Annotated in this window: 16 protein-coding genes; 2 read left to right on the top strand and 14 right to left on the bottom strand. The window is 38.3% G+C overall.

The annotated features are described in order from the left end of the window. Positions 1-2 precede the first annotated feature (2 nt). The gene (locus ABTV07_RS01925; protein ID WP_433746785.1) at positions 3-956 is read right to left on the bottom strand and encodes an AAA family ATPase; all 954 of its coding nucleotides are present in this window, start codon (positions 954-956) and stop codon (positions 3-5) included. Between the two features lie 499 nt (positions 957-1455). On the opposite strand from ABTV07_RS01925, the gene ABTV07_RS01920 reads away from it, so the two are divergent. After that, a complete protein-coding gene (locus ABTV07_RS01920; protein ID WP_114746565.1) occupies positions 1456-1788 on the top strand; it encodes a transposase in 333 nt (110 codons plus the stop codon). Then, positions 1785-2636 carry an IS3 family transposase gene (locus tag ABTV07_RS01915; RefSeq protein WP_433746782.1) on the top strand — a complete coding sequence of 284 codons (852 nt, stop codon included), beginning with the start codon at positions 1785-1787 and terminating at the stop codon, positions 2634-2636. The genes ABTV07_RS01920 and ABTV07_RS01915 overlap by 4 nt, the downstream gene beginning before the upstream one ends. Before the next feature lie 81 nt (positions 2637-2717). Here the strand turns inward: ABTV07_RS01915 and nadE are convergent, their stop codons facing one another. The 13 genes from nadE to ABTV07_RS01850 form a co-directional block, all read right to left on the bottom strand. Then, positions 2718-3545: an ammonia-dependent NAD(+) synthetase gene (gene nadE / locus ABTV07_RS01910; protein WP_433746779.1), complete on the bottom strand. Its 828-nt coding sequence runs from the start codon at positions 3543-3545 to the stop codon at positions 2718-2720. Positions 3546-3839: 294 nt separating this feature from the next. Continuing rightward, entirely contained in the window at positions 3840-4424 is a 585-nt protein-coding gene (locus tag ABTV07_RS01905; RefSeq protein WP_433746776.1) for a hypothetical protein, read from the bottom strand. A 58-nt stretch (positions 4425-4482) separates the two neighbouring features. Beyond that, positions 4483-5325 (bottom strand): hypothetical protein, encoded by an 843-nt coding sequence (locus ABTV07_RS01900; RefSeq protein ID WP_433746773.1) that lies wholly within the window; start codon positions 5323-5325, stop codon positions 4483-4485. Between the two features lie 55 nt (positions 5326-5380). Continuing rightward, positions 5381-6226, bottom strand: a complete 846-nt coding sequence (locus ABTV07_RS01895; protein WP_433746770.1) for a hypothetical protein — start codon at positions 6224-6226, stop codon at positions 5381-5383. A gap of 349 nt (positions 6227-6575) precedes the next feature. Further along, entirely contained in the window at positions 6576-7703 is a 1128-nt protein-coding gene (locus ABTV07_RS01890; protein WP_433746767.1) for a VWA domain-containing protein, read from the bottom strand. Positions 7704-7768: 65 nt separating this feature from the next. Next, positions 7769-7975 (bottom strand): hypothetical protein, encoded by a 207-nt coding sequence (locus ABTV07_RS01885; protein WP_433746764.1) that lies wholly within the window; start codon positions 7973-7975, stop codon positions 7769-7771. A gap of 56 nt (positions 7976-8031) precedes the next feature. Then, positions 8032-8874, bottom strand: a complete 843-nt coding sequence (locus tag ABTV07_RS01880) for a hypothetical protein (RefSeq protein WP_433746761.1) — start codon at positions 8872-8874, stop codon at positions 8032-8034. A 93-nt stretch (positions 8875-8967) separates the two neighbouring features. After that, positions 8968-10353, bottom strand: coding sequence for a VWA domain-containing protein (locus ABTV07_RS01875; protein WP_433746758.1), 1386 nt, complete (start codon positions 10351-10353; stop codon positions 8968-8970). A 134-nt stretch (positions 10354-10487) separates the two neighbouring features. After that, complete coding sequence (locus tag ABTV07_RS01870; protein ID WP_433746756.1) at positions 10488-10691, bottom strand: hypothetical protein; 204 nt, start codon at positions 10689-10691, stop codon at positions 10488-10490. A 27-nt stretch (positions 10692-10718) separates the two neighbouring features. Then, on the bottom strand, positions 10719-11375 hold the full coding sequence (locus tag ABTV07_RS01865; RefSeq protein WP_433746753.1) for a pilus assembly protein TadG-related protein: 657 nt from the start codon (positions 11373-11375) through the stop codon (positions 10719-10721). Beyond that, the gene (locus tag ABTV07_RS01860) at positions 11362-11766 is read right to left on the bottom strand and encodes a TadE/TadG family type IV pilus assembly protein (protein WP_433746750.1); all 405 of its coding nucleotides are present in this window, start codon (positions 11764-11766) and stop codon (positions 11362-11364) included. The genes ABTV07_RS01865 and ABTV07_RS01860 overlap by 14 nt, the downstream gene beginning before the upstream one ends. Continuing rightward, complete coding sequence (locus ABTV07_RS01855) at positions 11763-12509, bottom strand: hypothetical protein (RefSeq protein WP_433746748.1); 747 nt, start codon at positions 12507-12509, stop codon at positions 11763-11765. The genes ABTV07_RS01860 and ABTV07_RS01855 overlap by 4 nt, the downstream gene beginning before the upstream one ends. A gap of 38 nt (positions 12510-12547) precedes the next feature. Next, positions 12548-13372: a hypothetical protein gene (locus tag ABTV07_RS01850; RefSeq protein WP_433746745.1), complete on the bottom strand. Its 825-nt coding sequence runs from the start codon at positions 13370-13372 to the stop codon at positions 12548-12550. Between the last annotated feature and the right edge of the window lie 9 nt (positions 13373-13381).

The raw sequence follows: 13381 nt of genomic DNA, 5'->3' as shown, positions 1-13381 counted from the left end.
TATTATCTAGCTGCCTTTTGCACCGGGATCGGAATCCTTGTCATCACCATTTTGACCACTTCCTCTGCATTGATGCCTTCATACTTCGCTTCTGCCTTCAGGATGATGCGGTGGGAGAAGACACATGGAGCAAGATATTGAACATCGTCCGGAATCACGTAGTCGCGGTCATGGAGGTAGGCATAAGCCTGCGCTGCCTTCATCAGTGCAATGGATCCACGCGGGCTTGCTCCCAGGTAGACATCCGAATGGGTACGCGTCCTTCTGGCGATTTCGACGATGTATCGTTTAATCGTTTCATCTACGAAAACGTTCTTCACTTCCTGCTGGATATCACGCAGTTCATTAATGGAAATGACCGGCTCGAGATCTTCGATTGGCGGTACCTTTTGCGCACGGCTCAGCACTTCCATTTCTTCATCCATTTCAGGATAGCCCATTTCGAGTTTTAACAGGAAACGGTCAAGCTGTGCTTCCGGAAGCGGATAAGTGCCCTCGTATTCGATCGGGTTCTGCGTCGCCATGACGAAGAACGGCCGTTCTAATTTATGTGTGACGCCGTCCATCGTGATGCTCTTTTCTTCCATCCCTTCAAGAAGGGCAGACTGCGTTTTCGGTGAAGTACGGTTGATTTCATCTGCTAGAATGATATGGCCCATAATGGGACCTGGACGGAATTGAAATTCCATTTCTTTTGGATTATAGATGGAGACGCCGATGACATCTGAAGGAAGCAGATCTGGGGTGAATTGAATTCGTTTGAATTGTGCATTGATCGATTTGGCAAGTGCGCGGACCATCATGGTCTTCCCGACTCCCGGCACATCTTCCAAAAGGACATGCCCTTCTGCAAGGATGGCAACAAGGCTCAACTCGGCCACCTTTGTCTTTCCGATCATAACTTTTTCAATATTATCTATTACTTTCTTTAATGTTGGATGGTAGCTTTCTATCATATTTATTTCCCCCTTTGACAAGAAAAGCGAAAGCGGCTGTTTGAGTACTTTTTCGCAGAGCGAAAAAGTATTAGAGGTGCAGAGGTTGGACTGAAGCGCTGCGAGATAAAGGAAACACGATGAGCTATGGCGAATCGATGTTGACTTATCGTAAGCGTGCTGAAGGAAACCTCCAAGCCTCTAGCCGCTGGAGCTGGACAAATTCCCAGCAACCGTTTTTATGCTTTCTCTTAAAATTATAAAACTATAACCTTTGTACTATTCTCTGAATAATGGCATTTTCCCTTTAAATTGTTGAAAATTGACGGATTACCAATTATTTTCAACACGAAAAGCGGAAGCGCCTTGATCAGCCCCGACCAGCATAAGACGGAACTCGAAGGAAATCAGCTGGACAAGAGAAAAGCCGAAAGCTTGATATTGTCCCCTTTAAGTAGACATTCAAAAAAACCTTCATGTTACCATGAAGGAAAGAGTGCTACTTGGAGGGGATTTTTCTATGGCAAAGAAGGGACAAACGTTTAATAACTATTCAGATGAGTTCAAACTTAAGGCTGTTATGAAATATGTGAATGGTTCAAAGAGCTATAAAGTATTGGCCGAAGAGTTGGGGATCCGTAATTGTAGTCAGCTTAAAGTATGGGTCAGGAAATGGAAACAAGGGGTTCCTTTTGATGAAAGAAAGGGTGTGTCAAATCCTCTAAAAGGTAGACCTAGAACTAAATTTAAGTCGGTTGAAGAGGAACGAGATTATTTAAAAGCGCAGGTTGAATATTTAAAAAAGCAGTATCCAAATCTGGTAAAGGAGGACATGACATTCCCAGAAGAATGAAATATGAATTAATTGAAGAAATGAGGTGCCGTTATCCAGTCTCTTGGCTGTTAGAGATTGCTTACATCTTGCCAGCGAGTTATTACAAATGGAGGAATACCAAGATCTCCCGGGTAGAAAAGGCTGAGAAGGAACAAGACATCCGGGAACACATTATGGGCATTCATTTTATCAATCCCGAATTTGGACGGGAGCGTATAACGGATGAATTAAATGAAATAGGGTATCTCATCAACCATAAGAAAGTCTATAGGCTAATGACCGAAATGGGGATACAATCAATCATTCGGAAAAAGAGAAAACGTCATGGTCAGAGTCCTTCAATCATCTTTCCTAACCGATTGAAGAGGAACTTCAAGGCTATTGGACCCCAACAGAAGATGGTCACAGATATTACTTTTATATCTGTCGGTGAAGAATTTTATTATTTATCTGTTATCCAGGATCTTTTCAATAATGAGATAGTAAGTTGGGAGTTATCCAAGAGAAACGGTCTAGAACTTGTCTTAAAAACAGTAGATAAATGGACAAAGAAAAGAGACGTAAATGGAGCTGTTTTACATTCAGACCAAGGCTTCCAGTATACGTCAAAGCTGTATAACAACCGATTAGATGCATTTGGGATTAAGGGCAGCCATTCTCGTAAGGGAAACTGTTTAGATAATGCCTGTGTAGAATCGTTTTTCTCCCACCTCAAAACAGAGAAATTATATGTAAACAAGTGTACGTCTAGAGAAGAACTAGAACAAGCTCTGGAAGATTACATCTATCACTACAACTACAAACGAAGACAAAAGAAACTTAAAAAACGCGCGCCGATTGAATATCGACACGCGCTTGTTGCTTAGTTTTTTTAGTTTGTCTACTTGACAGGGACAAGACCAGCTCTCACCTAGCTTTCGGCTTTATTTTATCATAAGGATTTTATATCATTTCCAAAAATCATCAAAGATCGTAATCGGCAAATGACGTTTATGGGCGGATTTGAGGTAGTGGGATTCGATGGTTTTTCGCGCATCTTCCCCTACATCCTTCCCTTCAAGGAAATCATCGATTTGATCGTATGTGACGCCAAGCGCCGTTTCATCCGGCAGCTGAGGACGATCTTCTTCAAGGTCGGCCGTCGGCTTTTTCATATAAAGATGCTCAGGACATCCAAGTTCCTTCAGAAGCATTTTCCCTTGTCTCTTATTGAGACGGAAAATCGGCACTAAGTCTGCCCCTCCATCGCCATATTTAGTATAGAAGCCAGTGACGGCCTCTGCAGAATGGTCCGTCCCCAGAACGACACAATTATTCATGGCCGCTACACTATAGTGGACCTTCATGCGCTCTCTTGCTTTCTCATTGCCTTTGACAAAATCGGAAAGCTCGATGCCTGCTTCTTTCAAAGAAGAAACACTCGCATCGACGGCAGGTTTAATATTCACTGTGAGCGCTTTTGTCGGCTCGATAAAGCGGATGGCATCCTGGCAGTCGTCTTCATCCTTCTGCACCCCGTAAGGAAGGCGGATGGCAATGAATTGATAGTCCTTCGTTCCGCTTTCGTCATTCATTTCATTAATAGCCATCTGTGCTAATTTACCCGTCAATGTTGAATCTTGTCCTCCTGAAATCCCAAGGACAAAACCTTTCAAAAAACTGTGCTTTTTCAAGTACGCTTTCAGGAAATCCACACTCTTGCGAATCTCTTCTTTCGGATCGATCGTTGGCAGAACCTTCAATTCCTCAATGATTTCTTTCTGCAAAGCATCCATTTCAACACCACTCCTTCTAACTGAATCTGATTCACACAATACATATGTAATACCACTAGAATACCACCAAAAACCACCTAATACTATTATGGCAGATCAAGCACCAAAAAAACCGGAGCGACACCAAAGTGACAGGCACGCCCCGGTTTTTGTCGGAATTTGTTTATAAAGTGATGGCAGTTCAATTTTAATTCCGAATGGTGGGCACGGAGGTTTTCTGAAAGATAAATTCATCTTCTTTATCTTTCATTATTTTAAAATGCTTTCGGTTACTGAAATAGCATTAGCAAAGACTTAAGAAGTCCGCTTAAGCTTATCTGCCCTTTCTGGGGAAGTTAAAAGTGCAGCAGAAGTATACAACAGACAAATCCCTATTAAATAACAAAAAATACAAACGACGATGGCATTCGGCTGTTTGGTCAAGTGAGCATAATTTACAACTAAGGTACCAAATCCAATTAATAACATAAAAACAATAAATATTATTGGTCCGGCTTTTGTTTTCTTTGAACCCGATATACTAAGAAATATTTTTTCTGAAATAATATAAGATAATATTCCTGTTGCTACCCATACAATAAAGCCAAGCCACATTAGAAAAGTACCTGCAAAAACCCTTAATAGCGGCATTGAAAAAAAGAATGAAAGGGCAATGAGCATGACGAAAGAAAGAAGAGAGAAATATCTAATGCTATGATGATTATTATACCGCCATAGCAAGAAAAAAATGATTAAAACTAAGATTGATAACGATAAGCTAATGTAGAGCATAACCATTGATTCTCTGGGAACAAAACTGCACATTACTCCTACAAAAAAGATAAGGATAAACGTTTGAATGATTCTGCTTTCTTTAAAACTCACATGTTTATTATCCAAGAATACCACCTAATTTCATTATTTCTAATGCTAGATTGAATCCTTATTGAATAATTAATCATCCTCTTGCCTCCTGAACCGAAGGATTACGGACTCTTCTTTTGATGAAGTCTTCATTTAAAGCTTTGAAAAAGTCTTTCTCATACCGAACAATTTGAGTCTTTACAAGTTCCTCATGTGATTTTTCTTTAAGTTCAGCTACCTTTCCGAACTTATGTAACGAGGCGCCGACTTGTCTAAATGAATTTTCGTCTACCATAATTTTGGTTTTTTTATAGATTGATTTTAGTTCTCCCTTGAGATTGTAGCCACCCATGAAATGAAAGAGTACTGTTGTCTGTTCTAGGAGGCTTTTTTGCACCAAGAATTGCTCAAATTGGATAGCTAAACATTCTCCTACGATTTGCCTTAATTGATTAAGGTGTAATTGTGTAAAATATCCGTTGTTCTCTATCATTTTAAGTAACTCTGTATAATCCTTATAGTGCGCCCTTATTTTTCCCAGCGCATCTTCTACATAATCAATAGAATCAACCATAGAATTTACTTCCTTCGAAACTGGACTGAATTGTGGATTATTTACTATTAGTCTTTTAATATCATTTCTGTAGCCATAATAGCCTGCGGAATAATCCCTAGAAGCATAGTCATTAGCTAGAGAAAGTTTATTTTTCATGTAGTCATCAACTAAGATGAAACTATAAAATACATCTTTAGCTTCTTCAAAGGAGAGATCATACGGAGTCATAAGGAAGTTCCAATAAAGCTTTGTAGTTAGTTTATAGAAATGCGCCATTTGATATACTTTGTTGTTATTATGATACTCATATGGATAAACGGATATCTTCTCCATGAATTTCTTATGTTTTTGCGCTAATTGAAGTATTGCTTCGTTAGACACTTTCAATTACCTCCCCTTAATGAAAAACAACCTTTTTTCTCTGTGTCCTAATATTTCATCCATTTGAAGATTGAACTTCAGGGTTACGGACTCTTCTTTTGATGAAGTCTTCGTTTAATGCTCTATAATAGTCTCGCTCATATTCATCGATTTGAATCTTTACAAGTTCATCATGTGATTTCTCTTTTAATACTTCAATGTTTCCAAACTTATGCAGCGAAGCATCTACTTTTCTAAATGAATTTTGGTCTACCATTAGTTCGGTTCTTTTAAAGATCGATTTTAATTCACCCTTGATGAGGTTGTTTCTACCCATAAAATCATAGAGAACCCTTGTTTGATCCAAGAGTTTCTTTTGCATCAACCCTTGCTCAAATTGAATAGCCAAGCATTCACCAAGGATTTGTCTTAATTGATTCAATTGTATATCTGTAAAATACCCGGCGCTTTTTATCTTTTTAAGTATTTCAGTATATTCCTTATATTGTTCTCTTATCTTGGCCAGCGCGTTCTCTACATAATTTATAGAATCAATGATTGAATTGACTTCCTCGGATACTGGAATGAACTCTGGATCATTCACCAATCGCATATGAATATCATTTCTGTAGCCAAAATAACCTGTAGAATAATCTTTAGAGGCATAGTCATTAATTTTGGAAAGTTTATTTTTCATATAGTCTTCTATTAAAACAAAACTATAAAATGCTTCTTTAGCTTCTTTGTAAGAAAGGTCATATGGAGTAAATAGAAAGTTCCAATAGAGCTTTGTAGTAAATCTATAAAAATGCACCCTTTGATACACTCTATTGTTTTTGTGATACTCATACGGGAAGATGGCTATCTGTTCCATGAATTTCTTATGTTTTTCCGCTAACTGATTAATTGATCCATTAGTCAATTACTATTACCTCCAATAATGGAAACCAGGTTTTTCTTTAGACCGATTTTTTCCTCAAAATCCCTGCCACACCAGAATAACTCATCGATATTTAGTTTGGATTCGTATTCGAGTTGTATTTTTCGTTGATTTTTTCTTCAAGATTTTTTATCCCGTTTTTATTTTCGGTTTTTAAATCTTCTAGGATTTGATCCAACGAACTTTTTAATAAATCCCTTGTCTCAGTTGCTCTTTTTTTCAATTCATCTTTTTGTTCTAAAGTTATCTTCTCTTGCTCCCTAAAAATTGATATTAGATAGCTAATTCTTAAACTTTGATCGGTCTCAAAATAATTCCAATCATTAGAAAATCATAATATATCAAAATCATTGTCTACCCTTTGTCCGTCTGCATCCGACAGGGCATCAGATTTCCAGCTTTCCCACCGTTCCAAAATATCTTGCGCTCGATCAAATTCCGCGCTCAGCTGATCTTTGTTTGTAACAGTGGTATAGATTCCGTCAGATGTTTCCGCCACTTGCTTTAATTGGGCTTGTGCTTTGGAATCAACATTAAATCCAATGACATTGATGATAGGAGATACATTCGAGTCTGCAAATTCTTTCGCAATTTTGACAGGGTCTCCGTCGCAGGTTTCAATCCCATCACTTACAAGGTAAATGAGATTGGTATTCGTTTTTTGGTCATATCCTTTAAATGATTCAAAGGATTCCTTTAAACTCTGTGCAATTGGGGTCCATCCGCTTGGTTTAAAACGATCCATTGCCTGATTGAACTCTGACTGATTGTATCCCTTAAATCCATATACCTGCTTGATGCTAGAGCATGATTCCTGTTTATCACTGTCGGATCCTGTACCTTTATATCCATAAACCCTCAAAGAAATATTCACGTCTTTCGGAAGGCTTGATGCAAAGTCATTAATTGCTTCTTTCGCCAACTCCATCTGCGTTTTGCCACCGACTTTCTTTGCCATGCTGCCACTTGAATCTAAAATGACTTCTACATTATAGTTGTCTTTAAAATGATATTTAGGATCTTGCAGATCAGAATTTCCGTACATGGAAAACTTCCATTTCTTCACTAAATCCTCTGGATCCGGAAAGTCATTCGCTGCAAGAGAATAAATATATTGATAATACTTATCGTAATCGTCCTCTGTTACACCTTTAGGCATCGGAGGGAGATTCTTTATGTCTTCTATCACTTTTGGTTCAACTTTATCATCCAGTACTTCTTGATTAGCATACTTACCTGGCAGTTGATTGATAACATCCCTTGTCGTTTTTGGTGTTTCGGGAAGGTTTTCAAAGTACTTGCCATTTGTTTCAGGGTTTGATTTTTTATGTGATTCATATTTATCAACAGTTTCTTCTTTTTGAACTGTTTTCTGTTTAGGCTCAGCTGTTTTTTCACTGTTGCATCCTGTCAGAAGGACTGAAATGGTGAATAAAAATGCTATTGCGATGATTCTCATAGAGTGCATTCTCCTCCCTATTAAAAAACCTGCTCTTTCCATTCTTGAAAGGCAGGTATTATGTTCTAAACTCCAGGATTTTCTTTTCCCCGAATTTGCTGAAGGTGATTTTTTCTTATGGCAGGCAATGCTCCTCCGACAACAACTGCTGTTATAGGAAGGCTCCCATCTCCGCCAAGCCATTCTAAAATGGATACAGGTACGAAGATTGCATAGATGAAAATCATCATTATCAGATAGAACCGTCTCCAACGCTTTTCTTTTTTAGACATTTCTTCATCTCCCAGCTAATAGTCTAGTGATCCTACATTTTCTAATGAGTTGATTATCACTTAGCCTTTTGTACCGAAGGATTGCGAACTCTTCTTTTGATGAAGTCTTCATTCAAAGCTTTGAAAAAGTCTTTCTCATACATATTAATGAATTTCTCTACCAGTTCCTCATATGAAAGGGCTGAATTCTCATCTGCACCACCAAATCTTTTCAAAGAATTATCTAATTCTATGACAGATTTATCATATAGAAGAATGTGTGCCTTTTGGAATATTGTCTTTAAATCCCCATCTGCTAGCTGATTTTGTTTCATAAATGTATATAGTTCCTTTAAAGGATCCAATAATTTCTTTTGCTCGAGAGTATGTTCAAATTCGATCACATGGCACATTCCCAGAATTCTTCTCATTTCTTTTAATTGGAATTCAGTTGCGATGCCCTCAGCCTTAATTTGAGAAATAATTTTTTGGTATTCATCATATTTCATTGTATTTTTAGCGAAGGATTCCTCAACGAAATCAATAGATTTGATAATCGATTCTATCTCTGCCAGTACAGGTTCGAATCTTTCATCCTTTAAAAGAGTATTTTTCAAGTCCTCTCTAAAACCATAATAGCTGTCTGTATAGTCCATAGAAGCGTAGTCATTAAGTTTTGAAATCTTGTTTTTCATATATTCATCCAAAAGGATAAAACTATAAAATACATCTTTTACTTCTTCATACGATAAATGATATGGGGAATAAAGAAAGCTTCCATATAAATTGGCGGATAATCTATAAAAGTGAGCCATCTCATAAGTTGCGACACTATTTTTATATTTATATGGAAATATATCTACTTTCTCCATGAACTTCTTATGCTTTTCCGCTAACTGATGAATTGACTCATTAGACATTAACTATTACCTCCAATTATGGAAACCAGACTTTTCTTTAGCCTGATTTTTTCCGCAAATAACCCTGCCTCACCGGAACAACTTCATCGAAGTTTAGTTTGAATTCGTATTTGAGTTGTATTTTTCGTTTATTTCTTTTTTGATTTTTTCGTAGTTTTCATTACTTAAACTATTTAGTTCTTCTCTAAGATCATTACTTGTTTGATTCTCGAGATTTTTTATTTCGTCAATTCTCTTATAGATTTCTACTTTTCTGTTATAATCATATTTTCCTTGATCTTGTAAGAAGTTTGCCATCCTTCTTAACTCGTTTCCTTGACGCAATCCCCTAAAATTCCAATCATTCATGAATCCTAAAATTTCAAAATCATTATTTACTTTTTCAGCATGAGCGTCGGACAAGGATCCTTTTTTCCAATCATCCCACTTATCCAGAACTTGCTGCGCCCTCTTGAATTCATTAGTTAATTGATTTCCATTTGAAACGGTTGAATAGAATCCATTAGCGCTGGTTGCAACATCTTGAAGTTGTTTTTGAGCTTTTGAATCAACATTAAAACCAATTACATTGATAATAGGTGAAATATTAGAATCCCCAAACGATTTAGCTACGTCTACCGGATCACCGCCACACGTCTCTATTCCGTCGCTCACTAAATAAATGAGATTTGTATTTTCATTGGCGTCATATCCTTCAAATGCTTTCTTTGATTTTTCCAAGGCACTCGCAATCGGGGTCCAGCCGCTAGGTTTAAATTTATTCAATGCATTACTAAATTCGTCTTTATTAAACTTCTTAAATCCATATACTTGTTCAATGCTTGAACAGGATTTTTGTTTATCTTCCTCAGATCCTGTTCCTTTATGTCCGTAAACGCGAAGAGAAATATTTGCATCTTCGGGTGCTTTTGAAATAAATTGCTGGATCGCGTCTTTAGCTAGCTCCATCTGTGATTTACCATTGATTTTCTTCGCCATGCTGCCGCTGGAATCCAAGATTATTTCGATATTAAAATGATCTTTAAATTGATAACGGTTATCTGGCAAATCGGGGTTTCCATACATTGAAAATTCAAGTTTTTTTGTCATTTCCTTAGGATCAGGAAAATCTTCAGCCACTAAAGAATAAATATACTTAAAATATTGATCGTATTGCTTTTCAGTAGGTTTTTCGGGCAGCGGGGGCAAGTCTTTGATATTAGCTGCCAGCTTATCTCGCCATCCATCCCCTAATCCTGCATATTCACCTTGTTGTTGATTAATAAATCCACTGGTGTCTTTTGGAACATCCGGAATATCAGAAAAGTACTCATTAAAATCGGCTTTAGTGTCAGCAGGAAGTTTTTTAGAGTTTTGATTTTGAGATGACTGTGTTGACTCATTTGGTTGTTTTGTATTTTCAGCTCTTTTTGCTCCTTCATTACTACAGCCTCCAATCAGGAAGAGGGCAATAATCAATGCTGTAATTTTGTTTATCACTATTATTCCTCCAAGAAATTTGGTAGTAATCTTGCAAGACGATTCTTATTAATAAGATTTTTGTTTTATCCACGACTGAGTTGAACCTATTAAAAAACCTGCTCTTTCCATTCTTGAAAGGCAGGCATTATGTTCTAAGCTACAGGGTTTTCTTTTGCCTGAATTTGCTTAAGGTGATTTTTTCTGAGGAGCGGCAATGCGATGCCCACTGTGAATACGGTGATGGGGAATCCTTCTCCATTTACCCAGTCCAATAGCGAGACGGGGACATAGATAGCGTAGAAGAAAATAATGATAAATAGATAAAAGCGCCTCCAGCGTTTTTCTTTTTTGCCCACAATAATTCCTCCTCTTTAGTCATCAAATCAATAGGACAGTATCTGGTCTGGCCAGTCAACATTCTCAATAAACGGAATGGACGGCCCTTTGCCGACTTGCGGAATTTTCTTAGTAAAGCGGCTGAACAGGTTCCCATCAGTAACCGATTCAAATTTAGCCCTGCTTTCAATGACAATTCGCTGCTGTGAATCAAACATCTTAATTTTATAATTGGAATTCTCTCCATGATTTTGGACAATAGTATCCGCCACCACGCTTGGAATCTCATCTTTGGCACGATCTAACTCTTCAAGAACCATATCTTTTAAAATATCATTCTTAGGCAGTTCCTCTTTCATCACACGATTCACTGCAACTTGAAGGGCTTGGCTCGTATTCATGCTGCTGCCCCACATGATCTTTTGCTGTTCATCCTCTATGCGGTGCCTGATGGACTTTCCTTTAATAACCCCATGCCCGATTCCGATCAGCGATTGATCATAGTCAGATACAGCTGTCAGTACATGGTCATAGATGACATCTGTCGCTGCAATACTTGCCTGCTCTGCTCCGATTGATGCTTTTTCTTTTACAGCATATGCCTTTGCGAAGTTCACTCCGATAACAAGCATCACGCCTGTCAGGACCATGAGCCATAACACCATGATGGTCATGCTTCCGCGTTGATTATTAATGAAACACACTGTTCATCACCCTGCTGTCTGCCGTTTGAGTTACAGTCAATGAATTTATTCTTTTCCACTGATTAGGGATAAAGATCAGATCCACTTTCACCTGCAGCGTGGCTTCAAACTTCCCATCAGCATCTTCCGGCGGAATAGATAGGCTGGACATTGTTACCGTCTTGCCTCCGCCAATGATCTTTTCAGCTGCCGTTTTGGCATCCTCATAAGTGTCCCCTGCGGCATATACCTTCGCTGCTTCATTGACCGCTGATTGTGCGGTTATGATTCCGTAGCCTAAAGCAAATCCCTGGAATATCAAAAGCATGAATAGAAAGAAAAAAGGAAGGACCCCGATGAATTCCAATGTCATGGAGCCTCTCTCATTCTTCACTTTTCTCAACAGTCTCATTGGATGAACCCTACTTTCTTAGGGGGTGCCGTGTTCGCTTCCCGATGATTCACAGTTGGTGCAAAAGGATACAACTCGTCAAACCATTGCTTCGAATAAACCGTCATGATGATCGTCATCAACGGGAAGAGAAGTAAGGTCAATAACATCTGGCTTAATGTAATCGCCAACGTGTTCAAGGTGATCATGGCGACACCGACATTGACAAGATATCCTAATATGATTTCAATAAACGTTACAGCCACCAGAAGAAGCACTAGCTTAAAAAAATGCTTCTTTGCCAAAGCTGCTGCCGGCTTCCAACTTTTCCGCGCCGGCTGATCCTTTATTGCCATCACAATGGGCGTCAGATAGAAGAAAATCATTATGGCGACACCTGGTAGGATAAATGCAAAAAGTCCAAAGAATGTTCCTAGTGAAAACAATATCCCAAATAGAAAGGTAGAGAACCCATATTTGATAAACAAGACAAACGATTTCTTCATTCTGTTTTCTTCATCTTCCATCTCTGCAAGTGTGAATCTCGCAAATGGAAGCTGGCAGATAGTCAAAAACAATACGACTAAAAAGCTATTCGCGAAGTCGCCGAATAAAGGATTGCCGTAAAAAGCACCGATATAATAGCAAATGGAAGCCACCCATTGATGGATTGCTAAAAACGGGGTCAAAATGACCACTGATAGGAACAGGACGGCTTCAATATTCCCAGTATAGATGGAGAAAGCTGTTCGGATGTTCTTCATTCACTCACCGCCTTAATATAAATCATCCATTTTTTTAATCAGTTTCGTATGGTCGGAACGGAGTTTTTCTGAAAGAGCATTTCAGTTTCTTTATCTTTCATCTGCTTAAACGCTTCCGCCCCTTCTTCATTGATTGGAAGAGTGTGAGGATCTCCTATAGCAGGTTCAACCATATTTTTAATTGAATCCTTCAGAATTCTTTTTCTTTCCATTCCAATCAAGAGCTTCAAATTTTTAATGGCCCATGGCTTGTCTGCAAAAGACTCATTCTTCAAAAAATCAATCAGGACAGGAATTGTAGAGAGATTCATATTTTGAAGCATCCCATCCATGAATATTCTGCGGTGTGATTCGTTATAGGCTTCAAGGATTTTCTCATACAGCTCATTGGTCAACCGCCGATTCTGCAGGACCTCATCATAGGCTGTCTTGATGGTATAATGAATCTCCCACAATCTATCTTTATTGTCATTTAGATACTCGCTCATATTATTAAAGTTCCTGAAAGCTTCCTGCACATTTAGGTCGCTGCTTCCACTTGCAATTGGCCTGATGGCCTCTGTCGTTTTAGCAATAAATTCAGGGGAACGCTTAATATTTTCGGTTAATCCGGTTTTGATAAATTTAATGATGTAATTGACCAATTCTGTCCGAAAACAAACTGAGATCCCAGTCTGTCGATCCGCTGCTTCCCCATTCTCTTCGACAACAAATGCCCCAACGCCCTTTTGAGTGATTGCATTTTTGTATAAGTAATAATAATAATCTCTCTCATTGAATTCGATTATATAAGGGTATTGCTCTTTTTTTTCAAACATCCCTTTTTTGGAATTTGCTGTTTTTTCTACTAGTGCTGTACTCAATCTGCATTC

Source organism: Falsibacillus pallidus (assembly GCF_050990905.1).
Taxonomy (GTDB): Bacteria; Bacillota; Bacilli; order Bacillales; family DSM-25281; genus Falsibacillus; species Falsibacillus pallidus_A.
Note: the sequence above shows the minus strand (reverse complement) of the source record. Positions and strands in the feature narration are given on the sequence as shown.

What these genes read in the sequence shown, in the direction of transcription:
- ABTV07_RS01920 (WP_114746565.1), top strand. Translation starts at nt 1,456, where the DNA reads ATGGCAAAGAAGGGACAAACGTTTAATAACTATTCAGATGAGTTCAAA.
- ABTV07_RS01885 (WP_433746764.1), bottom strand. Translation starts at nt 7,975, where the DNA reads ATGTCTAAAAAAGAAAAGCGTTGGAGACGGTTCTATCTGATAATGATG.
- nadE (WP_433746779.1), bottom strand. Translation starts at nt 3,545, where the DNA reads ATGGATGCTTTGCAGAAAGAAATCATTGAGGAATTGAAGGTTCTGCCA.
- ABTV07_RS01855 (WP_433746748.1), bottom strand. Translation starts at nt 12,509, where the DNA reads ATGAAGAACATCCGAACAGCTTTCTCCATCTATACTGGGAATATTGAA.
- ABTV07_RS01925 (WP_433746785.1), bottom strand. Translation starts at nt 956, where the DNA reads ATGATAGAAAGCTACCATCCAACATTAAAGAAAGTAATAGATAATATT.
- ABTV07_RS01915 (WP_433746782.1), top strand. Translation starts at nt 1,785, where the DNA reads ATGAAATATGAATTAATTGAAGAAATGAGGTGCCGTTATCCAGTCTCT.
- ABTV07_RS01860 (WP_433746750.1), bottom strand. Translation starts at nt 11,766, where the DNA reads ATGAGACTGTTGAGAAAAGTGAAGAATGAGAGAGGCTCCATGACATTG.
- ABTV07_RS01890 (WP_433746767.1), bottom strand. Translation starts at nt 7,703, where the DNA reads ATGAGAATCATCGCAATAGCATTTTTATTCACCATTTCAGTCCTTCTG.
- ABTV07_RS01880 (WP_433746761.1), bottom strand. Translation starts at nt 8,874, where the DNA reads ATGTCTAATGAGTCAATTCATCAGTTAGCGGAAAAGCATAAGAAGTTC.